Here is a 24,267-nt window from a genome sequence, read left to right as displayed (position 1 = left end):
ATATTGCCCATCCTTGGAATGCTGCTTCTTTTCGTTCCAAGTGTTACATATGGAGCTGTTTCCAATCAACCAATCCATTGGGGTTTTAAAAAAGCCGAGAATGAACAACCGCCGGAAGCGGGACCACAATACGACCAGCTTCTTGCCAAGTACGAAGCCTTTTATAAAGGTAATCCTCAAAAAAAAACCTTATACCTTACCTTTGATAATGGCTATGAAAATGGATATACACCAAAAATTCTTGATGTCCTAAAAAAAGAAAAGGTACCAGCGACCTTTTTTGTTACTGGACATTACTTAAATTCACAACCCGATCTCGTTAAACGAATGGTAGAAGAAGGTCATATTGTCGGCAACCATTCTTGGCATCATCCCGATATGACAACCATTAACGATTCAAAAATCAAAGAAGAACTCGATACCGTTAAGGTCAAAACAAAGGAATTAACCGGTCAAAAAGAAATGAAATACTTGCGCCCGCCTAGAGGAGTATTTAGCGAAAGAACAATGAAAGTGGCCAAGGACGCAGGATATACGCATGTATTCTGGTCGCTTGCCTATGTGGATTGGAACGTGAATCAACAAAGAGGCGCTCAATATGCTTACGATAACATCATGAAACAAATCCACCCGGGCTGTGTCCTGCTTTTACACACAGTTTCAAAAGATAATGCCGATGCATTGGAAAAGGTCATCAAGGATTTAAAAAATCGTGGCTACAAATTCAAAAGTCTTGATGATATTAAACCGAATTCTTAAAGGATTCGGTTTTTTCTATTTGTATGTGAAACATGCTATAATACGATAAAAATAAAAATGGATGGAATTGTGAAAAAGATGAAAACAGAGCAAATCATTAAAATACAATTAAATCAAACTTTTCCGCTGACAATCAAACGTCTGGGCATCAATGGAGAAGGGGTCGGTTATTTTAAAAGGCAGGTTGTTTTTGTACCGGGAGCACTTCCGGGAGAGGAAGTAGTGGTTCAGGCAACACAAATTAATCCGAAATTTGCCGAAGCAAAAATTAAAAAAATTCGTATTAAATCACCGCACCGCGTTAAGCCGGTTTGCCCGGTCTATGATCAATGCGGCGGCTGTCAGTTGCAGCATTTGCAATATGACCAGCAGTTAATGGAAAAACGGGATATTGTCATTCAGTCGCTGGAACGGCATACGAAATTGGATGTTAACAAATTGGATATCCGCGAAACGATTGGCATGGAAGACCCATGGGGTTATCGGAACAAAAGCAGTTTTCAGGTAGGGCAGAAGGATGGGAAGGTGCTAGCCGGATTATATGGACTGAACTCTCATCAGCTGATTGATATTGAGCAATGTGCAGTACAACATTCACAAACAAATGAAGCAACAGCACGTGTGAAACGAATTTTAGAGGAATTAAATATTCCGATTTATAATGAAAAAACACGTAAAGGAATTGTTCGAACGATTGTCACTCGTGTTGGTGTGCAAACAGGGGAGCTCCAGGTGGTATTAATCACTTCCCAAAAAGAATTTCCGAAAAAAGAGCTTTTCATTTCAGAAATACAAAAAAGGCTTCCAAATGTAAAATCGATTGTGCAAAACATTAACGGGCAGAAAACTTCACTTATTTTTGGCGAGGAGACGGTTGCATTAGCTGGAAGTGAGGTAATCCAAGAAACCTTAGGCGATTTACAGTTCGAATTATCGGCAAGAACCTTTTTTCAGCTGAATCCAACTCAAACCGTCAAACTGTATAATGAAGTGAAGAAAGCGGCAGGGCTTACGGGTACGGAGAAAGTGGTGGATGCGTATTGTGGCGTGGGCACGATTGGGTTATGGCTGGCAGATCAGGCTAAGGAAATTCGCGGGATGGATGTGATTCCGGAATCGATCGAGGATGCGAAGAAAAATGCGAAGCGGCATGGGTTCACCAATACAAAGTATGTACCAGGGAAAGTGGAAGAAGTTCTGCCGAAATGGGTGAAAAAAGGGTGGAAGCCGGATGTCATGGTCGTAGATCCACCGAGAACCGGCCTTGACAACCAGCTATTGCAAACTATTTTGCAGGTGAAACCAGAGAAACTGATTTATGTATCATGTAATCCATCTACTCTGGCAAAGGATATTCAAACCCTGAGTTCAAAATATGAAGTGAAGTACATCCAGCCGGTGGATATGTTTCCGCAGACGGCGCATATTGAGTGCGTCTCGCAGATAGTTTTAAAAGAAGAAGCAGATTCCCGATAAGGGGAAATCCTGCTTCTATTCAAATGTTGGGGCGGCAAATCGGTAATGAATTATGTCCGCTCGATACACCTGTGATTAAAATCGACTATTTCATGCAGATTCTGCCTCCAAGTTTAATTTACGTCGATGGTTCCCAATGATAATCAGCCCGGTCAGCAACAAGATTGAAAGAAAAATAATTAAAGTGAGAGGTAGAAAGTACATTGCGATTGCAATCCATGCGAAGAGCAGGGAAACAGGGCTTGTATATTTAAGAAATCGATAAAATATCGCAGTAAATCCGGAACGATAATATGATGTTGACTCCATCAAAAGGATTAACGGGTTACAAATCATCCCGAAAATCAGAGGTATAACAATAAATAGAGGTAATTCTGAACTTGTTGACAACTCGAGCAAGTAGACAAGCCCGGCGGACAGTGCTTGCATAAAAAAATCGAGATGAGCAGATTTAAGCTTTCGGGGATTTGTGAATAGTTTGGCCCAAGGCGGTGAGTTGTCATAATAGATCGCAGCCATTGGCAGCGACAATATAACACCGATGATAAAAGATACGATTCCCCATTCTAACAAGTGGATGTTCATGTTCTCTCTCCTTTAGAATTGAAATCCAATGATTGACGTGGTATAACTGTTTTCTATTAACAATATTTGTATATATACAAATATAAATCAATTTTTTCTTGTGTCAATAGTAAAATTGCAAAGGTACAATTATTTTGATATACCAGTTATAAAACATTCGAGATAGGTGATGACAAATGCTTCACGATACATTTGGGGAATTCGTATACTCCATACTTAAAATGTCTGGTGTAATCGGCGGTGACATATCTTTTGTCGAAGGGCTTACCCCCAAACAATTGCATCTTTTGATGGAAATAGGTTCACAAACTTACCGTCACGGAGATTTGGCAGGCATTCTTGGAGTGGACCCTTCCACGTTGACAAGGACACTGGATCCACTTGCGAAAGCCGGCCTTGTGGACAGGCAATCCAACCCGGACAATAGAAGGGAAGTACTGATCAAACTCACCGAAAAGGGTATGGAAGCGGTTGTGGTGGCTCATGAAAAACATCATCAGTTGTTTGCCGGCCTGTTAAACCAAGTTCCTGAAAACAAGCGAAAACAAGTGGATGAGAGTCTGGCTATTTTATTGAAAATCATCAAGCAGACTAACGTTAAGCATTAAAACTAGGCAACGGCTGAACTGAAGTTCAATTTTCAAGCAGCCGTTTTTTGTAAAATATTTGTATGAATACAACAATTGGTTATTGACAACAAAAAATATTGCTTTATATTTGTATATATACAAGAGTTGTAAATAGGAAAACTTGAGCAAAGAAATTTTCCACACATTAATATGGAGTTCACAGAGATCCATTAAAGTTTTACTTGAGGAAGTAAATCAAAAAATTTTGGTCAGAGGAGAATCAAAGATGAAGATATTTTTACGTGTCGTTGTCTATGTAATGATGTTCGTTATCCTTTTCGGTGGGGTCGGTGCGTTTGGGTATGTTCACTCAAATCATGCATATTGGTTTCCCACTCGGCAAACACCGATGCCTGCTTTACAAGACGTAAGCGTCCCTGAATATAATCCGAAAAAACCTACAGTAGCTGTCCTTTTATCCAATCCGACGACAGAAGTGTTCGATTTTATGGTTCCGTATGAAATGTTCGCCATGACTGAGTCTTATAACGTATATGCAGTTGCCCCGGACAAAACCATGAAAACACTCACTGGCGGTTTGGATCTGATGCCGCACTATTCTTTTGATGAACTGGATCAATTATTAGGAAAAAGTCCCGACCTTATTGTGATCCCTGCCATGCCTATGGGTGACGAAGCAAAGTATAAACCTGTCCGGGAATGGATACAAAAACATTCTGATACGAAGTTGTTAAGCATTTGCGCTGGAGGGGTGAACCTGGCCGATACAGGTTTATTAAAAGGGAAAGAAGCAACTACCGACTGGAAAAGTTTTGATTATCATGAAATCGATAAATATCCTGAAACAAAATGGAGAAGGGATGTGCGTTATGTCGCAGACGGGAACATCGTCGCTTCAGCAGCTCTTACTTCGGGAATCGATGCCGTCCTCTATGTGATCTCACAGCAATTAGGCGAACCTATGGCGGAGAAAATAGCGAAAGAGATGAATTACCCTTCCTATCATTTCGTAAAGAATCCGAAGGTAAACCCTTATTATGTAGATCGAACCGAATTGATATTTACGTTTAACCAAGCATTCCAATGGAACAAAAAAAGCGCAGGGGTATTGTTGTATAACGGGATGGATGATGGAGCACTTGCAACGATTTTTGATACCTATGCTGCTTCCGGAACAACAAAGGTATACACCATCTCAGACACCAAGCAGCCTATCGTTACGAAGTATCACCTTAACCTTGTCACCCGATATCAAATGTCGAATGCGCCGAAGCTTGATCGAATGTTCGTTCCAGGAGTAGAGGCCAAGTCTTTAGCTGCGGAAGAAGTCAAGCAGTGGAACGCAAGGGGTAACAACGTGGTGCCAGAGTTCATTCACAGCGGCTCCGCTGACAGATTTATGTTTGAAGCTCCACTTGAAGATTTAGCAAAGCAGGAGGACGTCCTAACCGCTAAATATGGTGCCAAGCGATTGGAATACCGTGCGACTAATCTAAAATTCGAAGGCAAACCGTTTTCTTATGAAGCTTTTGGTATGCCAGTTTTGATTAGTTTAGTTGCATTTCTTACTGCTTTCTATATTGATAGACGATTCATTCGAAAAGTGAAGACAGTGCGTCAAGTCAATCATCGGCACATTCATAAGTCGAAATCTTGAATGATGAAAGTTGAACCGAATATGTAGTTTATTCAATAATCGGGCGCAATTTTTTGAGACCATTGGTAGAAAATACTCAAGATTACTCCAAAACTGCATTGGCCTATACAATGGAAAGAGGTGATACAGCGATATGCTCTAAAAAGTAACCGCTACAACAACCGAAAAAAAAGAGGCAACTTCTTAAGCCTATAAACTTCACCAGCACCCCATGTGTTGCCACCTACACTCCGCACACGTGGAGTGTGTGGCACAACTCTTTTTAAAGATGTCTAACTAAAATAAACTTTTCCAAAACAAATAAACATTTCCGATTTCAGGGCTGTTTCATGCTCAATCCCTTGTCCTGCTTGGCTTTTCTCTGTTATTTTAGAAGACTTTATTTTATAACCGAAAAAATGTGAAAAAATGCGGTAACTTGGATAATATATCTATACCTGTGTCCCACATCACCGCATCTTACCCGATTTTCTTTGCACTTTTTATTTGTTAATATTAAAGTGTATAATGATCAAAATTTACTATAGTTTGATAAAATGTGCTTAAGCGCGGTATTAGTGTAAAAGAAGCAGGGAAATCCTTGCTTTTTATTTTGGGGGACAAGGGCTTGTCCAGGTGTCCCATAATGAGAGGATTTGAATATGAAAGATAATTTTTGGCGTGATTTACCGAGGCCGTTTTTTGTACTGGCACCAATGGAAGATGTGACGGATGTTGTTTTTCGCCATGTAGTAAGCGCGGCAGCCAGACCTGATGTGTTTTTTACAGAGTTTACAAACAGTGAGAGTTATTGTCACCCAGAGGGGAAACAGAGTGTGCGCGGGCGTTTGACTTTTACAGAGGATGAACAGCCAATGGTAGCCCATATATGGGGAGATAAGCCTGAAAACTTTCGGCAAATGAGTATTGGTATGGCGGAACTTGGGTTTCAGGGTATCGATATCAATATGGGCTGTCCTGTACCTAATGTGGCACAGCATGGGAAGGGAAGCGGTCTCATCCGTCGTCCAGAAGTTGCAGCAGAATTAATACAAGCAGCAAAAGCAGGAGGATTGCCCGTAAGTGTAAAGACAAGGCTTGGTTACGCGGATGTAGACGAATGGCATGACTGGCTGACACACATATTGAAACAAGACATTGTCAATCTTTCCATTCATCTGCGTACAAGAGAGGAAATGAGCAAAGTGGATGCTCATTGGGAACTAATCCCGGAGATTAAGAAACTTCGTGACAAGGTGGCACCAGATACACTCTTGACGATCAACGGGGATATCCCTGACCGTCAAACTGGCTTAAAGCTCGCTCATCAATACGGTATTGATGGGATTATGATTGGGCGTGGAATTTTCAATAATCCATTTGCCTTTGAAAAGCAGCCGGAAGATCATAGCAGTAAGGAATTGCTTGATCTCTTAAGATTGCATCTGGATCTCCATGATAAATATTCAGAATTAGAGTTACGTCCGTTCAAGGCTCTTCATCGCTTTTTTAAGATATATGTTAAAGGATTTCGAGGGGCAAGTGAATTAAGAAATCAATTAATGAGCACAGAGTCAACAGATGAAGTGCGTGCATTGCTTGATAACTTCGGGTGAAAGAATGTTGATGGGACAGGAAGACAGTAGAATGATGTGGCCCTTTCCGATTGAGGGACCGAATCCAATAATTTCTCGGGTTTTTTAATAAAAATCCGGGGTTTTTTGTGTCCAGATCAATAAAAGTCAATTCTTATTTTCAAGCTAGAGAGGCAAAAGAACTTGAAAGGTATTTCCCCCGTCAGAGTTGGCTAGACTTATGGCGAACTGCAAGTAGCTAGAAGTCAGCAATCTACGACTGAATGCTGGTGTTTACAGTTCCGAAGTCACTTTCTTGGTAGATAAAATCTGAAAGGCTGATTATATGTCAGAAATAAAAGATGAAATCATTTTAAGAGGGCTAAAAGAAAATAATTTAAAAAATGTAGATTTAAACATACCAAAAGAAAAAATCATCGTATTTACGGGTCTTTCAGGATCGGGAAAGAGCTCAGTAGTTTTTGATACATTAGCAACAGAAAGTAGAAGGCAAATGACTTTGAATTATCCTCTTTATGTCAGAAATCAAATGCCAAGGTTTGAGCGACCCCACGCCGATCTTATGCAAAACTTAAGCCCGGTTATAGTAGTAGAGCAAAGACCTATAGGAGGCAATTCCCGCTCAGCAATTGGCACCTATATGGATATAAATCCATTAATAAGACTTTTGTTTTCAAGAATAGGAAATCCATCAATAGGTTCTGCAAATGATTTTTCGAGCCAAAGTTCCTTTGGTAGATGTCCAGAATGTAGTGGATATGGGGAGGTAATTGCGCCAGATTTAAATAAGATTATCGATTACGATAAGTCACTTCGAGATTATGCAGTGAAATTTAAGCCATTATCGCCTTCTGGTTGGCAAGGTAATTGGATGATGACCTGTGGATTATTCGATCCAGATAAACCCATAAAGGACTATGCAGAAGAAGAACTCCATCTACTATTATATGGCCCACGAGAAGGAGAAAGAGCCTATGCGCCGTTTCACACAAAAAACGGACCTCATAATGCAGAGTGGGATGGGTTATTGCCTAGATTTACGCGCCTTTATATAAATAGAGACATCACAAAACTAAAACAAGTATCCCAAGATGACGTTTTAGCAGTATCAACTCGATTCTTATGCCCAACCTGCCAAGGTTCCGGTCTAAATCCAAAGGTTTTAGAGTGTAGAATAAATGGCCTCAATATCGCAGAATACGATCAATTGGAGCTCCCAGAAATACTAGAAGAACTAAAGAACATAAAAGATCCTATGGGAGAATCAATAGCACGACAAGCAATCCCATATGTAAAACAGCTAGTTGACATGGGACTAGGATATTTGAGCCTATCAAGAAAAATGGGCACCCTGTCTGGTGGTGAAGCTCAGAGGGTAAAAATCGCTCGTCATTTAGGAAGCAGTCTCAACAATATCACATACATTTTCGACGAACCAAGTGCAGGACTCCATCCAGAAGAAGTGGATATGTTAATACAGATGCTAAAAAGGATAAAATCCCAACATAATACCGTAATCGTAATCGAACACGATCTGTCAGTAATAAAAATAGCGGATGAAATAATAGAGATGGGAACAGGAGCAGGTGTAAATGGAGGGGAAGTTGTCTATCAAGGGAAATTAGAAGGACTAAAAAACTCTCCCACCGCAACAGCCCTAAAACACGAGCTAAAAATAAATAAAAATCCAAGGGATATAAAAAGTTATTTTAAAATAAAAAAAGCAAGTAACAATAACTTAAAAAATATAAGCGTAGATATTCCTAAAAATGTCTTAGTCTGTATAAGTGGAGTATCTGGTTCTGGTAAAAGCTCTCTAATGTTGGAAGCCTTTACAGAAAGATATCCGGGAACCATAATGGTAGGACAAGGCGGCATAGGAATCTCCAACCGTTCGACCCTAGCTACATATATGGGGATAATGGACGATATTCGCACAATATTTTCAATAGAAACAGGACAACCAGCAGGTTTGTTCAGCTTCAACTCTTCAGGAGCATGTCCTATATGCAAAGGAAAAGGAGTCCTAACGCCAGAAGTAGCATTTGCAGATCCAGTGACTATCCCTTGCGAAGCATGTGGCGGTACGAGATATTCAGACGAAGCGCTTGTCTTTCGATATCAAGATAAAAATATAGTAGAGATTTTAGATTTAACAATAGACGAGGCAATTAATTATTTTAAAGCGCCAAAAATCATAAAAAGAGTGCATACGCTAAAAGACGTGGGATTAGGGTATCTGACCTTAGGACAGACGACAAGTTCCCTAAGCGGAGGAGAAATTCAACGTCTAAAACTTGCAAGCCACTTACAAAAAGAAGGACAAATTTACCTATTAGACGAGCCATCCTTAGGACTACACACGGAGGATAATGAAAAACTCTTAGATGTATTTCAAAATCTTGTAAACAGAGGTAATTCTGTTATAATAATCGAACACAAACTTGACTTCATAGCGGCGAGTGACTGGGTAATAGAATTGGGTCCAGGAGGGGGAAAGCAAGGCGGACAAATTATATTCGAAGGCACACCAGAAGAGATGTTAAATGCAGAAACATTGACAGCGAAATGGTTAAAGGATGGAGTTAGAAAACATTTAGGACAGGCCGTATGGTGATATTATAGAGTGCAAGAGTCCTTTATATAGTGTGGAAAAGCAGGCGATAAAACGGCCATTTTTGAATCGAAAATTATCCAAAATGGGGGGCCGATCGGAAAACTTTATTTCCTGCTATTACAAATGGAACTGCCCCGTCATCGTCAGCCTCAACTAACGATGACGGGGTGTTTTTATGCCCAGGCCTTTTTTAGGAGCTTGACACCAAGCTCAATTTCATCACATGTAAGATGACTAAATCCAAGTTTAATGATTGGGTGATCGGTTTTTTTATTAATAAAGTAGAGTGAGGTCGGACACACTTTTACACCAAAAGAAGAAGCGCGCCTGATGAACCATTCTTCTGAACGGTTAAGGTGTAATTTGATTAATAAGTACAAACCGGACTGCTCGCCAATAATAGAAATATTTTGGCCGAATTGCTTTTTTAATTCAGAAACTAAATGCAGCATTTTTCTCTTATAAACAAGACGCATTCGTTTAACGTGGCGATTCCACTCTCCCAATTCCATAAATTTTGCCATTGTGAGTTGGCTGAGAAGTGAAGTGGGACATTCAAAATAAGTAAAATGCTTTTTATAACGAGTTAAAACTGGCTCTGGCAACACCATATAAGTTAAACGGATTCCCGGAAGAAATGATTTTGAGAAATTCCCTAAATAGATGACTCTTGCCGAATCAATAGATGCAAGAGCAGGAAATGGTTTTTGTGTATAGCGAAACTCACTGTCATAATCGTCTTCGATAATATATCCACGCATCTTGTCAACCCAATGAATCAGCATTTGCCGTTGTTGAATAGACATGCTTACCCCCATTGGACTTTGATGGGAAGGGGTTACATAGATTAATCGTGATTTCATTTGTTCTAATTGTGAAAGATCAGCACCTGTTTCATTAACCGGTAAGGTTTCAAACATAAAACGATGGAATTGAAAAGCTTCCCTGGCACCGTCGTAACCAGGGTCTTCAACGATAATACTCTGGAATTCATCCTTCAGTATGTGTCCCAGGTACACAAGCATTTGTTGGGTACTGCTTCCGATAATAATTGCATTTGCATTTGTTTTCACCCCGCGTGATTGGAATAAATAGGCGGAGATTTGTTCGCGCAAAGCCTCTTCCCCAAATGGTTCTCCGTATCGAAAGCTATCCTCTAATGTTAATACTTGATTGGCAATCCTCCTCCAAATCTTCAGTGGGAAATGTGTTTGATCAACAGCATCTGCCCTGAAATTAACAATCGGAGATTTCTTGGACTCTGTTTGCTTTTTATTAGAGATGAATGCCTCCTGAAATAATAGGGGTTCTAACTCATTTACAAAATAACCTTTACGTCCCTCCCCGCGAATATACCCTTCAGCAACAAGTTGTTCATATGCCATTAATGTTGTATTACGACTTACATGTAAGGAATCTGCAAGCCCCCGAATGGAGGGCATTTGCTCATTCGCCAACATGTCTCCTTGTTCAATAAATAATTTAAACTGCTCGTAAATTTGTTTATATTTGGGAAAGTCATCCTTAAATGCAAAAATGGTATTTTTCATTCCAATCTACCTCTGACATGTATATTTGTTTGTTATTGTACCTTTTTTAATGTCAGTTTGTATAATATTATTTTTTTATCGGAAATTTATTATTAAAATTCATTTACAAGTTGAAAGGATGATTATTGTGTACATACCAAAGCAATATCGTATGGGTCATGATGAGGCAGTTCAATTTATGAAGTCGCATCCGTTTGCATTATTAGTTACTGTCGATGAACATCGTCCCATCGCTACACACCTTCCCATACAGATTCGCGAAGAGGACGGGAAAATCTATGCGACAGGGCACATCGCCTATGGAAACATGCAGAAAAAGACTTTGGATCATAATGCTGATGTGTTGCTTATTTTTCAAGGACCTCATGCTTACGTTTCGTCAAGTTGGTATACGGTTGAAGAGGTCCCCACATGGGATTATCTAGCGGTACATGCGTATGGAACAGCACGCATCTTGACTTCGGATGAGTTGAAAGCGGATTTGGATATGCTGCTCAACCGTTACGAGTCTCATCGGGAAAACGGGAGGATGTGGCATACATTCAATCCTAATTTGCTTGAGAGCGAAATGAAAGGCATTGTTGGTTTTAAAATAGAAATTACTTCGATTCAAGCTGCAGCTAAAATGAGCCAAAATCGCAGCGACACAGATTACAAAAATATCGTTAAAGAACTTGAAAAGTCAGATGAGCAAGGGGAAACTCAGAGTGCACAGTGGATGCGTGAGCAACGGAAAGGGTTGTTTGAATGATTGGTTTGATTGTAACGGCCTGTGTTCTCGGATTTGTTTATAGTGCATCCCCTGGAGCAGTTAACACAGAAGCGTTGCGCAGGGGATTAAAACACGGATTTATGCCAGCCTTCTCAGTGGAGCTTGGAGCTTTACTAGGTGATTTGCTTTGGGCTGTTGTCGGGCTAACAGGTGTGGCACTTATCTTCCACTTTTTGGCGGTGCAAATCATTTTGGGAATTGCTGGAGTCGCTTTTTTACTCCGAATGGCATGGATGTCCTTTTTAGACGCTCGTAAACCCATTGATTTGACCCAATCAGAAACGAAGGAACAACGAGACTTTTTAACAGGGATTGTGTTTTCAATTGCCAATCCGTTTGGTATTGCGTTTTGGGGCGGGATCGGCGGAGGATTTGCAGCCCGTATTACAGGGATGCCGTTAATGGATAAGCTGGTGATCTTGTTTGTTGGCTTTGCTGCTGGTGCTTTTGCATGGTGTGTTGTCATATCCACGTTGGTCGCTTGGTCGCGGAAATTTGTTGGAGAGAAGCTTTTGCGTGGAATCTTTACATTATCGAGTTTGGCGATGGCCTATTTTGCTTTGGCAATGTTATGGAGTTTGATTCACAGTACGATTTATCAGATGTTTTCAGGCTCGAACACAGTTAATGATAACTAAGTAAGAACCTCGTTAAACTTAATCAGAAACGCGGTATATACATGAACCGCGTTTTTTCTTCATTAAAAGACTTAAAGTAAAATGAAATGGAGAGATATTTTATGACTAGATTTATCATTGAAGATGATTTTTGGTCGTTATTCCCTCATGCAAAAATAGGCACCCTTATTTGCCAGGGGATTGATAATTCAATTATAGACGTTGAAATCTACGAGAAGCTGCTGCAGGAGGCAGAGAAAGAAGCACATAAATTCTTTATTCAGGAGGAATTCAGTAGTAATCCAGTTATATTCGTTTGGAGAGAATCTTTTCAGAAATTTAAGACAAAGAAAGGGGCAAGGTGTTCCATTGAAGCTTTATTAAAAAGAGTGAAAAACGGCAATCATATCGGAACAATAAACCCGCTTGTTGACATCTATAATTCCATTTCATTGCGTTATGGGTTTCCGTGTGGCGGAGAAGATATCGACACTTTTGCTGGCGATATTCGGCTAACGCAGGCAAATGGTAACGAACCGTTTATTCCATTAGGAAATGATGGGAATGCTTCGCCATATGAAGGTGAAATTGTTTATAAAGATGATGACGGTGCCATATGCAGATGCTGGAATTGGCGTGAAGCTCAGAGGACGATGCTAACCGAAAATACAAAAAATGCATTCCTCTGTATTGAATTAATAGATGAAACAAGAAGCGATGAGTTTCATATAGCGCTTAAAGCATTGTCTGATTTAGTGTTACATAATCTTGGTGGTTCTGTGAAGATTGAAGTGTTAGATATTCATAATAGGGAAATGACATTCTAGTTTTTCTTAATTAAGGAGGGGCTTAAACATGTATATTCCAAAACATTTTCAACTCGATGATGAAGAAATCATTTATGATTTTATTGAAAAATACGGCTTTGCCACTTTATTTTCCCAGCACAATGGAGAACCATACGCAACCCATCTTCCACTTACACTAAATAAAGGTGAAAGTGCTTTATATGGTCACTTTGCTCTTCCGAACGAACAATGGAAGGATATAGAAAACCAACAAGTTCTTGTGGTTTTCCAAGGTCCTCACTGTTATATATCTCCATCTTGGTATGAAACAACGCTGGCAGTACCTACCTGGAATTATGTGTCTATCCATTTATATGGGAAGATGGAGATTATCGAAGATCAAAAAGTGATATTCGATTCTTTAAATGATATGGTAAACAAATATGAAAGACCGGATAGCTCATACAATTTAAATGATGTAGATCCTAAATATCTTGAAGGAATGAGTAAAGGGATTATAGCATTCAAAATAAAAATTACAAAAATTGAAGCTAAAGCTAAATTAAGCCAAAATCATCCTGTGGAACGACAAGAATTAATTATTAAGAATCTAGAAAGCACTTCTATACAGGAAAACATACAAGTGGCATCTCTTATGAAGAAAAATCTACAAAAATGAAGTGCTATTTAACTTTTTCTCAGTTTAAAGAAAGGCAACTAACCCTCACTGTGGGCGTTGCCTTCTTACGTTTCTTGTTTTCTTACATATAATCTTCAAAACCTATCATTCTTTGAAAAGAAAGTGACAGCTGTTCCTAAAAAGTTATATTATTGGACTGCCTTCCATGCCTCAATAAATAACAACCGGCTGATAGGTGCTGAGATTGTCATACACAGTTTTCATAATGCTTGGCGGAGTGTTGACACAGCCATGCGATCCATCAGTAAGATAGGCCTTACTTCCCCAATTGCCTCGCCAGCTGGCATCGTGGATTCCCTGTCCGTCATTGGTAAAAGGAGCCCAATAACTAACAGGGGACTGATAAATAATTTTTCCGTTTTCTCTGCCCGTTAGCACGGCAGGTGACTTCTTATAGAGAATATACCACACTCCAGGTGATGTATCTTGATTGAGATTGTGTGTGCCGGTAACAACATTCGTTGTGACGACTAATTTTCCATTTTTGTAGATCCACATTCGTTGCTCCGCGATGGAGACTTCAGCATACGTATCACCAATACCATTATTGGCAATTGTGTCATATCCATAGCCTTCACCCTGCCAGCCATGTCCGTAAATATTAGAGGCGGAAACCGATTTCTCCCCATTTTCAAAAGCTTTCATAATACGAGGTATTTCTTTTTCAACATTTATGGCCCAGCCATAGCCTTTACCTTTAACCGATATCACTGAACCTGAATGAGTCTTGAATTTGAAATCCTTATTTAATGTGGATTGCCCATTGTTAATGTTGGCTATTCTTTTCTTAAAATCACCCCATTCATCAATCTTAATCTCTAAATCTTTTGAAATAGATGCGTTTTTAACTAATTCGCCCGCTTTTAACGTAAAAACTTTACCCTGTACCTTGTAATCAACGGTCTGAGCAAGGAATTCTTCAAACTTTTTCTGTTGATTTTTTACAAACTCGCTGTCTTCTTTAATTGGCTGTATGTATACTGGATTGAGCCTGATTTCACTAGCATATTTGTGCTTTTCGAAGTCCTTCAAAAGACTGGCGACATCATACTTCTCTCCGCTAATGCTGTTTGCGACAATAATTTTGCCTTGTTTTAAACGAACTACCGCATCTTGTGGCGCTTTTAAACCCTTATTCATGGCTAGCAGCTTTTCTTCCACCTGTTTTTTCAACGTCTGGTTTCGATACTGATCTTGATGCTTGGGCATTAATGAATAATCTTTCGCTTTTGAAGAGGGAAAAAAAGTCCACTGGCTCTTTAATAATTTTTTGACATCGGGCAGATCCTTACCAGAAAATACCCCCTTAGTGTCTTTTCCATCTATAATTTGTTCATCTCCAACATAGACTACATTTTTTAAAACGGTTGTTTTTAATTTTTTTAGTGCCTGATCAGCGGTCATTCCACCGACTTTGATGCCATTAATCTTGATTTGTGAATTAAAATGGTTTGCCTGATAGTAGCTGCCTGCTGCAATGAAGAGTGCGATAATAAAGATGAAACTTGCTGTAATAAACCTCCAATTTGCATACCACCTAGCTGAATTTACGCGTTGTTTCTCAATTTCTTGATTATTTACCATGCTTTCCATAAAGTATCCCCCCATACCTGACCTTCAGCTGTAAACATCTTATGCCCATAAACAATTGATATTGTGTTATTGGTTAACATTTTCTAGAAAATGGGTAATTTATACTACTATTCTACAAAATGTCATATTTGAACATTGTCGGTTTTTGTATATGTTTAATTTTTTTATTAAACCTTTTGCTGAATTCTATTGATTATCAATAAGATCAGTCTTCCGCAAACGGGCCATTTAATGTCGATTAAGAATTTGTGGGAAGACATGGGTACAATTGGGAAAGTAGTTAGGGTTTTGAAAAAGCTCGAAAGGCTGCTTCCTATTTGGAAAGATCCTCTCGAGTGATTCAATATTTTAAGGAATCATAAAGGTGATTGCCCATGAAATTTAGAAGAAGATGCAAATCTTATGAAAATAGGTATAATGAAAGTGCGTGTCAAAGTTGATGAAGGATATAAAGGGGCACTGGAATGAATTATAAAAAAATCAAACCTAAAAAAATATATGAAGAGGTGGCCGAAGCCATTTATGAAATGATTCGGTCTGGGCAGCTTAAATCCGGGGATAAGCTTGACTCTGTACAGCAGCTTGCGGAAAATTTTCAGGTAGGAAGATCGGCTATTCGTGAGGCATTAACCTCATTACGAGCAATGGGACTTGTCGAAATGAAGCAGGGTGAAGGAACTTATATAAAGGAATTTGAAAAAGATCAAATTGCTTTTCCATTATCAACTGCTATCTTAATGAATAAGGAAGATATTGCAGAATTAGTAGAAGTACGGAAAATTATTGAAAGCGGGACTGCAGCTGCTGCGGCAAAGAGAAGAACTGATCAGCATTTAATGATGATGGAAGCTGCCCTTGGAGCAATGCTTGAAGCAAAAGGTGATGAGGAACTTGGTGAAACGGCAGATTTACAATTTCACATGGCGCTTGCCGAAGCTGCTCAAAACCAATTATTGCTGAATCTAATGAACCATGTTTCTGAGCTTATGGTAGAAACGATGAGGGAAACACGCAGGGTTTGGTTGTTTTCAAAAGAAACTACCATTGAGCAGTTATATAAGGAGCACTTGGCCATTTATGAAGCAATCAAAGCACAGGATGAAGAGGCAGCGAGGATCAACATGCTGATTCACCTTGAAAATATTGATGCTATTCTAGGGAAGTATTTCCAACATACAACTAAGTTTAATGGGGAGTAAAATACTGATAAAATGGGGTTTCTATATAGCTGGGAGCCCTTTTACTGCATTTTCAAATCAGATAAAAAAAGGATATTTTTCTTGAAAGCCCTTTCTAAACTTGATAATTTTGGTGTAAGATATACAATATTAATTATTAGGTCATCAGATGACCAGTTAACTGATTTTATAAACATGGTGACATAATTTATTTTTGAGGGGAAGAGAAAAATGAAGGTTACTCTTTTTGCAACTTGTATCATTGATATGTTCCAAGGCAATGTCGGCAAAGCAACAGTTGAACTGCTTGAAAGACTCGGATGTGAAGTGGAATTCCCGGAATCGCAAGTCTGCTGTGGTCAGCCTGCATACAACAGCGGTTATGTGAAGGAATCAAAAGAAGCCATGAAACGTATGATTGAAACGTTTAGTGACGCCGAATATGTTGTTTCACCATCTGGTTCATGTGCTTTTATGTTCCATGAGTATCCTCATATTTTTGCAGGCGACCCTGTATGGGAGCGGGAGGCAAAAGCATTAGCAGCCAAAACCTATGAGCTGACACAATTTATCGTCGAGGTTTTAAAAATAGAAGATGTCGGTGCCAGATTTGAAGGCAATGTAACTTATCATACTTCCTGCCATATGACAAGACTACTAGGTGTAAAAGAACCGCCTATGATTTTGTTAAAAAATATTAAAGGCTTAAAGTTCACTGAATTACCTGGGAAAGAAAAATGCTGCGGATTTGGCGGCACATTTTCAGTTAAAATGGCACAGATTTCCGAGCAGATGGTCGATGAGAAGGTCCGGCACGTAGAAGAAACCGGGGCACAATACCTTGTGGGTGCAGATGCAGCCTGCTTGATGAATATTGGCGGCCGGATGGAACGACTAGGGAAACCGGTAAAAGTGCTGCATATTGCGGAAGTCTTAAACAGCCGTTAATGCATTTATTTTTTAGGCTGAGTTAAAGGACATTATTGGTTTTTAGCTCTGTTGATTGGAGCGGAAATCAACAGACAAGTTTTACACAGCCATTTTTTAAAAAAATTGGGGGGATTTCCTATGGCAATGAAAATTGGCACGGAGCAGTTTAAGGAACGTGTTGATCATGGAATACACGATGATTTCATGCGCGGTGCAGTTGCCGGTGCACAGGACGGAATGGGTTTGAAGCGCAGGGCAGTGACAACTGATGAAATGAGCAACTGGGAAGACTGGCGCAATCACGGTGAAGAAATCCGGCAGCATGTTCTGGAGAATTTGGATTATTACCTGGAGCAGCTGAGTGAAAATGTCGCGGGACGTGGCGGACACGTCTTTTTTGCGCAAACAAAGGAAGAAGCAAATGAATATATTAGAAAGGTTGTTCAGAAGAAAAAGGCAAAAAAAATTGTCAAATCCAAATCGATGGTAACAGAAGAAATCAGCTTAAATGCAATGCTGCAGGAGGAAGGCTGTGAGGTCGTCGAAACGGACCTTGGTGAATATATTCTCCAGCTGGACGATCATGATCCGCCGTCCCATATCGTGGTACCTGCCTTGCATAAAAATAAAGAACAAATTCGCGAAGTTTTTGAAAAGAAATTAGGGTATACGAAAACCTCAAAACCTGAAGAACTTGCCTATCAAGCACGTGTCACCCTCCGTGAGAAATTTTTAGAGGCGGATATCGGGATAACGGGCTGTAACTTTGCGGTTGCTGAAACAGGTTCCTTCAGCCTAGTTACAAACGAAGGAAATGCTGATTTAGTAACAGCGCTGCCGAAAACGCAAATTACCGTCATGGGGATGGAGCGGATTGTACCAACCTTTGAGGAAATGGAAGTACTCGTCAGCCTGTTAACAAGAAATGCTGTTGGGCAAAAGCTGACCAGTTATATTACTTTATTGACCGGACCTCGGGAGGAATTGGATGTTGACGGACCAGAGGAATTCCATTTGGTCATTGTCGATAATGGCAGATCGAATATTCTTGGTGGTGAATTTCAGTCGATATTACAATGTATCCGCTGCGGCGCCTGTATTAATGTTTGTCCGGTGTATCGTCATATTGGCGGTCACTCTTATGGTTCAATTTATCCTGGACCAATCGGGGCCGTCCTCACGCCACTCTTGGGCGGTTATGATGAATACAAAGAGCTTCCATATGCTTCTACCCTTTGCGGTGCCTGTACAGAAGTATGTCCGGTGAAAATTCCGCTGCACAACCTGCTGCATAAACACCGTGAAGTCATTGTTGAAAAAGAAGGCAAAGCACCTGTTTCAGAAAAATTATTAATGAAGGCATTTGGTCTTGGAGCTGCTTCTCCAACTCTTTATAAAATTGGTTCAAAAATCGTGCCTGCCGCCATGTCTCCATTTACCTCGGGCGATAAAATCTCCAAAGGGCCGGGACCGCTTAAAGCTTGGACGGATATTCGAGAATTTCCGGCCCCGAATAAAGAGAGATTGAGAGATTGGTTTAAAAATCGCGACAAAGGAGACAAAAAACTATGATTGGCACCATCCATAATCGAGATAAATTTTTAAATCAAATTGCCAGTCAGCTGAACCGGCCGCGAATTTCCGCTCCGATTGAAAAGCCGAAATGGAAATACCAGCCGCAATACGAGGTATTTAAGGATGCAACGCAGGATGAACTGCTGGAGATTTTAAAGGACCATTGTAAGAAAATCCATACGAAGATTTTTACTACTGATTTAAAAGGGCTGCCGGAGGTTGTAAATGATGTAGTCACTGAATATGGCGGCGGCACGGTTGTGACGTGGAAAGACGAGCGCTTCTCGAAGTGGGGGCTTGATTCCTTAATGAAGGAGAAGTGGCCTTCTGAGAAGATTGATGTGTTTGAATGGGATTATAAATTAGGCGAAGAGAATGTTCATAAAGCAGAAAACGCAAATGTCGGCATTACCATTAGTGAAATTACCCTTGCTGAGTCTGGGACAGTGGTTTTGTTTAGTGACAAGGATAAGGGTAGAACGGTCAGCTTTTTACCGGCTACATCGATTATGCTGATTCCAAAAAGCACTCTTGTTCCAAGGGCGACGCAGGCGGCAGTAAAAATACGGGAAATTTATCAAGAGACCGGACATGTGGCGTCCTGCATTAATTTTATTACCGGCCCAAGTAACTCAGCCGATATTGAGTTGAATCTGGTTGTCGGTGTACATGGTCCGATAAAGGCTACTTATATTGTGATTAATGATTTATAATTTTTGATGAGGGGCCGCTCCTTTGATGGACACGGCTCTTTTTTCTTTTATTCATAAGTTAGAAGATACATACTGCCTGTCTGCTTATCACTTCATTAAACAGCACTTTACCAATTTAAAACACAAAACGTAATACCATTATAGAGATGATTCCAGCTACAACAGTTCCTAATAAACTGCGTGTTACAATCGCAATAATAAAAGCAGGCAATGCGGCGATTAGTTCAAGGTTATTTTGCAAAGGTTCCAGTTTTCCGTTTGGCATTAGCAACTCTTGCCCCACTAAGGCTGCCATTACGGCAATAGGAACGTAGTTCAACCATCGCATGGCCCATTCTGGCAGTTCAACACGACTCAGAATTGCAATTGGAAGCACTCTTGGAATGAATGTTACAAGGGCTGAGCCTAAAATAATTAAAAAGATAGACCATCTTACTTCCATTTTTCCACCGCCATTCCTAGGCCAGAGGCAATGATTGTCGCCACAATAACACCTACGCTTCCAGATGCCACTAAACTTACCCCTACAACAATGGCAACAGCACTTAGTGCAACAAGAACATCTTTCATCAATTTTCTTCGGCTGACCATTTGCAGGACAAGAAGGCCAATAAACATACCCGGCAATGCAAAATCAAGACCGAATTTTTCCGGATTCGAAATCCATTCTCCGAAAAATGCTCCTGCAATATTGGCAATGAACCAATTTAAATAAGCAGTTAAATTTAAACCATACATCCATTTTTCGCTGAGCCATTTCTTACTTGCTGCTTCATTCATTGCCACACCGAATGTTTCATCTGTAAGTAAAGAACCGATTAATATATTCTTGAAGGGTGAAAGATGACGGAAAAAAGGCGATATAGCCGCGCTCATTAAAAGATGGCGGAGGTTAATAAAGAAAATAGTAAAGATAATCGCTAGAGTTGGACTATTAGCACCAATCATCGCAGCAGCAATAAATTGACCAGAACCTGCGTATAAGAGTAAAGATATCAGTCCAATTTCAACAATCGAAAGTCCTGCTGTTTTTTCCACAACACCTGCCGCAAATCCAATACTTAAGTAACCAAGTACAGTGGGCAGACAATCCCGTACACCGGAAAAGAAGCTGTTTTCTTCCCGCAAAAAAGTGTTATCACTTATGTTCATCGTCCTTCACTCACTTTTTAAAATAATTTGAATATAAACTAACTTTATCATCCTCATTGTATGGCTTCAATGATATAATTGTATGCAATACAATTTTTCGAGGAGGGGCTATATGCCAGTTAATTCATTTGAAAATTATCCTATGTCGTGGAAGCCGGATAAAAAACAGCTTGTCCCTCCAATGTATCGATCGATTGCCACCTTGCTGGAATATGATATTCTCAATGGCTTTCTCGCACCCAATACGAAACTTCCTCCACAACGAGAATTAGCAGATTATCTTGATATTAACCTCAGCACTGTCACAAGGGCATTTAAAATATGCGAAGTGAAAGGATTAATCTATGCCGTTACCGGAAGGGGAACCTTTGTTACTCCCAATATAAAAAATGCAATTTTCATGGCAGACAGTGATGAGAATAAGAATTATATAGAGATGGGAATCATCAAGCCCCTTGACAGCACAAACTCATTCGTTGCTCAAGCGATTAAAAGCATTGCCGCCAAAGATTATCTGGAAAATTTATTAGATTACAGACACCCATTGGGGATGCCTTATCATCGAATGGCAGCCAAAAAGTGGATGCAGCGCTTTAACATGGATGTACCCATTGAAAATATTGCGATCACTTCAGGAGGGCAAAATTCGTTTTCATTGATTCTAATGGCCTTGTTTCATCCGGGAGATAGAATAGCGGTTGATATATATACTTATCCCAATTTTATTGAATTGGCCAAAATATTGAATATCCAATTAATTCCTATTGAGGGGGATGAGTTAGGCATGAAGCCGGAGAGATTAGATGCTGTCTGCAGAACAAATCCATTGCAGGGAATTTATTTGAGTCCCTCCTGCAATAATCCTACTGCTGTAACAATGAATATGAATCGCAGAAAGGAAATAGCAGAGGTCATCAATAAACACCGTCTTATTTTAATAGAGGATGACGTATACTCTTTCCTGGCACCAAATGGCTATTTCCCTATTTCACATTTTGTGCCGGAAAGGTTTGTTTACATCCTGAGTATTGCCAAATCACTCAGCTCTGGTATCCGGGTTGCATTTATCGCTTACGCCAATCAGTTTGTTGAAAAAATTACATATGGAATTTTTAATCTCAACGTAAAAACATCCGCCTTGAATGCAGAAATTATATCAGAATTAATTAATACAGGGGCTGCTGAACAAATCATTAAGATAAAGCGGGAAATTTCACAAGAACGGAATCGGATTTACCAGAAATATTTTCAAATCGATCATCCAAACGAAAATCCTATTAGTTTTTTTCGCTGGTTACCATTGCATAAAGAATGGCAGCTAAACCAGTTTGAGCATATTGCTTTAACCAAGGGGATCCATGTTTATCATTCTCATCGTTTCTTGGTCAAAAAAGATGAATCTCCCCAATTTATTCGGATTTCACTAACATCTCCTAAGGACTCCGATGAATTGGAGAAAGGGCTTTGCATCCTAAAAAGATTTTTGCTAGAGTCGGAAGAAATACTGCAATAAATGAAGCAGATTTGTTTAATCTTATCGCCGAGGGGCTGACCCCTTAAACACAGTGTAGGTGAGGTAAATTAAAGAGGATGGTCCAAAGCCGATAAATTATGACTTTTTGGAACATCCTTTTTTTGTGTTTATTTTAACGCTTGAAATATGGAACTTTTTTCAATGCTACACAAACTGGAAGGGCAACAATAACTCCCAATACATTTTGAACAACGTCTCCCGGGATCGAAGCTACGGGTGCAACCCAATTACCGTATAGAATCACCTCACCAATGTAATAAACAGCGATCATTACTGGCATTGAGACGATTGTTCCAATTAAATTGAAAGCAATGCTATTGCCATTACGGCCATTTGACCAAGCAATTTTACCAGCGATATATCCCTGTAGAGCACGCGAAACAAAGGTAATCGGTGCCCACAACGCCCAGCCTCCAGCTAAATCAAATAATGCCATTCCGATCGCGCCGGCAAGAGCGGCTTTTTTAGGACCAAATAGAATAGCTGCGATAAAAAGCATTGCAGTCCCGAGATGAACTAAACCTCCATTTGCAGCAATTGGCAGTTTAATATTTAAGAAAGTGGATAGGAAAACAAGTGCAATAAACATGGCTGTAAGAATTAAATCAAACGTTTTATATTCTGGCTTTGAATAAGTTTGTGTATTTTGCATATCTCTAATCCTTCCTAACTGAATTTTCTATGATTTTAGCAAACGACTGGCATATATAAAAGTGCCAATTTATTAAAAAACTTTAAGGTCAGTTGGCAGTATCCCTTTGGGATTTTCCAGATTCTTTATTTGTGGTAATATGAATAAAGTTTAAGATGGACAGCCTTATGGAGGTTATTATGAAAAAAGTTGCTGTAATACAGGATTTATCATCTTTCGGAAAATGTTCATTAACAGCTGCGATTCCGGTTCTTTCGGTAATGGGGGTACAGGCATGTCCTTTACCAACGGCAATTTTGACTGCGCAAACCGGTTATCCAAGTTTTTTTTGTGAAGATTTTACATCTAAAATGAAACATTTCATAGAGGAATGGAGCAAACTTAAGGTTACATTTGATGGAATCTATACAGGCTTCGTTACTGGTGAAGAGCAAATTAATAATATTTTTCATTTTTTAGAAAAATTTTATACAAACGAAACCATTTTACTTGTTGATCCGGTAATGGGGGATTTAGGAGAAGTCTATAAGCTTTTTACAGATGAATTGCTGGTACTAATGAGAGAACTTGTAAAACGTGCAGATGTGATTACACCAAATGTGACGGAGTGCTGTTTATTAACCGGAATGTCTTATGAAAAGCTGCATAGCTATTCAAATGAAAAAGACTATATTAAAGCGATTGAAGAGTCTGGGAATATTTTGCAGCAAGAAACTGGCGCTCAGGTTATAATCACTGGAATTAATCCGCCGTCAGATGACCCAGATAAGCAGTATATCGGAAATATGTATTTGGACGGAAGCAATATCTTTTATCGTGCGATGCAGTATAATGGTAAAAGCTATTCTGGTACGGGTGATTTATTTGCATCTGTGATTATGGGAAGCATGATGCGTGGAGAGAACTTGGAAAAATCTGTACAGCTTGCAGAGGCATTCCTTACAGCAGCCATCAATGATTCCTCCTTAGAGCAAGTTCCTAAAGTAGAAGGAGTTAACTTCGAAAAATATTTGAAAATGTTATTATTAAAGGATATTTTCGCATAGATTGTTGTTTTTCGTATAAGTTCATCAACCCGTATAACTAAATGCTTCGTGGTATCTTTTCGTAAGAACATTTGCGAAAATTGCCTAGAAACTTAAGTATTTGACCCTTATTAAGGTCTAAAAGCAACAAAGTTTACGAAAAGAGCCTTAATAAAGGAAAATTTTCATAAATATTGACGTAAATAAACCATAATGTTATTATACAGTTA

22 protein-coding genes are annotated in these 24,267 nt (G+C 39.5%); 16 read left to right on the top strand and 6 right to left on the bottom strand.

Annotated features, from left to right (window positions below):
- The first annotated feature begins 18 nt into the window (after positions 1 to 18).
- Both pdaA and rlmD read left to right on the top strand, forming a co-directional pair.
- Positions 19 to 759 carry a delta-lactam-biosynthetic de-N-acetylase gene (gene pdaA, locus BIV60_RS07480; protein ID WP_256218338.1) on the top strand — a complete coding sequence of 247 codons (741 nt, stop codon included), beginning with the start codon at positions 19 to 21 and terminating at the stop codon, positions 757 to 759.
- Positions 760 to 837: 78 nt separating this feature from the next.
- Positions 838 to 2,235, top strand: a complete 1,398-nt coding sequence (rlmD, locus tag BIV60_RS07475) for a 23S rRNA (uracil(1939)-C(5))-methyltransferase RlmD (protein WP_071355180.1) — start codon at positions 838 to 840, stop codon at positions 2,233 to 2,235.
- Positions 2,236 to 2,325: 90 nt separating this feature from the next.
- Here rlmD and BIV60_RS07470 read toward each other — a convergent pair whose 3' ends face one another.
- Positions 2,326 to 2,820, bottom strand: a complete 495-nt coding sequence (locus BIV60_RS07470) for a hypothetical protein (protein WP_071355102.1) — start codon at positions 2,818 to 2,820, stop codon at positions 2,326 to 2,328.
- A gap of 176 nt (positions 2,821 to 2,996) precedes the next feature.
- Here BIV60_RS07470 and BIV60_RS07465 point away from each other — a divergent pair, with 176 nt between their 5' ends.
- The 4 genes from BIV60_RS07465 (at position 2,997) to BIV60_RS07450 (ending at position 9,258) form a co-directional block, all read left to right on the top strand.
- Positions 2,997 to 3,428, top strand: a complete 432-nt coding sequence (locus BIV60_RS07465) for a MarR family winged helix-turn-helix transcriptional regulator (RefSeq protein WP_071355101.1) — start codon at positions 2,997 to 2,999, stop codon at positions 3,426 to 3,428.
- 247 nt (positions 3,429 to 3,675) lie between these two features.
- Positions 3,676 to 5,067: a DJ-1/PfpI family protein gene (locus BIV60_RS07460; protein WP_071355100.1), complete on the top strand. Its 1,392-nt coding sequence runs from the start codon at positions 3,676 to 3,678 to the stop codon at positions 5,065 to 5,067.
- A 641-nt stretch (positions 5,068 to 5,708) separates the two neighbouring features.
- Positions 5,709 to 6,662, top strand: coding sequence for a tRNA dihydrouridine synthase (locus BIV60_RS07455; RefSeq protein ID WP_071355099.1), 954 nt, complete (start codon positions 5,709 to 5,711; stop codon positions 6,660 to 6,662).
- A 304-nt stretch (positions 6,663 to 6,966) separates the two neighbouring features.
- Complete coding sequence (locus BIV60_RS07450; RefSeq protein WP_071355098.1) at positions 6,967 to 9,258, top strand: excinuclease ABC subunit UvrA; 2,292 nt, start codon at positions 6,967 to 6,969, stop codon at positions 9,256 to 9,258.
- 173 nt (positions 9,259 to 9,431) lie between these two features.
- Here the strand turns inward: BIV60_RS07450 and pdxR are convergent, their stop codons facing one another.
- The gene (gene pdxR, locus BIV60_RS07445; RefSeq protein WP_071355097.1) at positions 9,432 to 10,808 is read right to left on the bottom strand and encodes a MocR-like pyridoxine biosynthesis transcription factor PdxR; all 1,377 of its coding nucleotides are present in this window, start codon (positions 10,806 to 10,808) and stop codon (positions 9,432 to 9,434) included.
- A gap of 127 nt (positions 10,809 to 10,935) precedes the next feature.
- Between pdxR and BIV60_RS07440 the strand changes: the two genes are divergently transcribed.
- From BIV60_RS07440 to BIV60_RS07425, 4 genes are all read left to right on the top strand, one after another.
- Complete coding sequence (locus BIV60_RS07440) at positions 10,936 to 11,559, top strand: FMN-binding negative transcriptional regulator (protein ID WP_071355096.1); 624 nt, start codon at positions 10,936 to 10,938, stop codon at positions 11,557 to 11,559.
- Complete coding sequence (locus tag BIV60_RS07435; RefSeq protein WP_071355095.1) at positions 11,556 to 12,218, top strand: LysE family transporter; 663 nt, start codon at positions 11,556 to 11,558, stop codon at positions 12,216 to 12,218. Before BIV60_RS07440 ends, BIV60_RS07435 begins: the two co-directional genes overlap by 4 nt.
- Before the next feature lie 101 nt (positions 12,219 to 12,319).
- Positions 12,320 to 13,024: a B3/B4 domain-containing protein gene (locus BIV60_RS07430; RefSeq protein WP_071355094.1), complete on the top strand. Its 705-nt coding sequence runs from the start codon at positions 12,320 to 12,322 to the stop codon at positions 13,022 to 13,024.
- A gap of 28 nt (positions 13,025 to 13,052) precedes the next feature.
- Positions 13,053 to 13,664, top strand: a complete 612-nt coding sequence (locus BIV60_RS07425; protein WP_071355093.1) for an FMN-binding negative transcriptional regulator — start codon at positions 13,053 to 13,055, stop codon at positions 13,662 to 13,664.
- A gap of 171 nt (positions 13,665 to 13,835) precedes the next feature.
- Here the strand turns inward: BIV60_RS07425 and BIV60_RS07420 are convergent, their stop codons facing one another.
- Positions 13,836 to 15,278: a L,D-transpeptidase gene (locus tag BIV60_RS07420; protein WP_141770423.1), complete on the bottom strand. Its 1,443-nt coding sequence runs from the start codon at positions 15,276 to 15,278 to the stop codon at positions 13,836 to 13,838.
- A 464-nt stretch (positions 15,279 to 15,742) separates the two neighbouring features.
- Between BIV60_RS07420 and BIV60_RS07415 the strand changes: the two genes are divergently transcribed.
- From BIV60_RS07415 to BIV60_RS07400, 4 genes are all read left to right on the top strand, one after another.
- Positions 15,743 to 16,477: a FadR/GntR family transcriptional regulator gene (locus BIV60_RS07415; protein WP_071355092.1), complete on the top strand. Its 735-nt coding sequence runs from the start codon at positions 15,743 to 15,745 to the stop codon at positions 16,475 to 16,477.
- Positions 16,478 to 16,687: 210 nt separating this feature from the next.
- Positions 16,688 to 17,404, top strand: a complete 717-nt coding sequence (locus tag BIV60_RS07410; protein WP_071355091.1) for a (Fe-S)-binding protein — start codon at positions 16,688 to 16,690, stop codon at positions 17,402 to 17,404.
- A 120-nt stretch (positions 17,405 to 17,524) separates the two neighbouring features.
- Positions 17,525 to 18,958 (top strand): LutB/LldF family L-lactate oxidation iron-sulfur protein, encoded by a 1,434-nt coding sequence (locus BIV60_RS07405; RefSeq protein WP_071355090.1) that lies wholly within the window; start codon positions 17,525 to 17,527, stop codon positions 18,956 to 18,958.
- The gene (locus BIV60_RS07400; protein WP_071355089.1) at positions 18,955 to 19,674 is read left to right on the top strand and encodes a LutC/YkgG family protein; all 720 of its coding nucleotides are present in this window, start codon (positions 18,955 to 18,957) and stop codon (positions 19,672 to 19,674) included. Before BIV60_RS07405 ends, BIV60_RS07400 begins: the two co-directional genes overlap by 4 nt.
- A gap of 115 nt (positions 19,675 to 19,789) precedes the next feature.
- Here BIV60_RS07400 and BIV60_RS07395 read toward each other — a convergent pair whose 3' ends face one another.
- Both BIV60_RS07395 and BIV60_RS07390 read right to left on the bottom strand, forming a co-directional pair.
- A complete protein-coding gene (locus BIV60_RS07395) occupies positions 19,790 to 20,116 on the bottom strand; it encodes an AzlD domain-containing protein (protein ID WP_071355088.1) in 327 nt (108 codons plus the stop codon).
- Positions 20,107 to 20,826 carry an AzlC family ABC transporter permease gene (locus BIV60_RS07390; protein WP_071355087.1) on the bottom strand — a complete coding sequence of 240 codons (720 nt, stop codon included), beginning with the start codon at positions 20,824 to 20,826 and terminating at the stop codon, positions 20,107 to 20,109. The genes BIV60_RS07395 and BIV60_RS07390 overlap by 10 nt, the downstream gene beginning before the upstream one ends.
- Positions 20,827 to 20,938: 112 nt before the next feature.
- Here BIV60_RS07390 and BIV60_RS07385 point away from each other — a divergent pair, with 112 nt between their 5' ends.
- Positions 20,939 to 22,339, top strand: coding sequence for an aminotransferase-like domain-containing protein (locus BIV60_RS07385; protein ID WP_071355086.1), 1,401 nt, complete (start codon positions 20,939 to 20,941; stop codon positions 22,337 to 22,339).
- A 133-nt stretch (positions 22,340 to 22,472) separates the two neighbouring features.
- On the opposite strand, the gene BIV60_RS07380 is transcribed toward BIV60_RS07385, so the two are convergent.
- Positions 22,473 to 23,012 carry an ECF transporter S component gene (locus BIV60_RS07380; RefSeq protein ID WP_071355085.1) on the bottom strand — a complete coding sequence of 180 codons (540 nt, stop codon included), beginning with the start codon at positions 23,010 to 23,012 and terminating at the stop codon, positions 22,473 to 22,475.
- Between the two features lie 179 nt (positions 23,013 to 23,191).
- Here BIV60_RS07380 and BIV60_RS07375 point away from each other — a divergent pair, with 179 nt between their 5' ends.
- Complete coding sequence (locus BIV60_RS07375; protein WP_071355084.1) at positions 23,192 to 24,058, top strand: pyridoxamine kinase; 867 nt, start codon at positions 23,192 to 23,194, stop codon at positions 24,056 to 24,058.
- Positions 24,059 to 24,267: the final 209 nt, after the last annotated feature.

Origin of the sequence: Bacillus sp. MUM 116, assembly GCF_001866655.1 — a bacterium.
Taxonomy (GTDB): Bacteria; Bacillota; Bacilli; order Bacillales; family Cytobacillaceae; genus Neobacillus.
The sequence above is the reverse complement of the archived record's forward strand: the minus strand, read 5'-3'. Positions and strand labels throughout refer to the sequence as shown.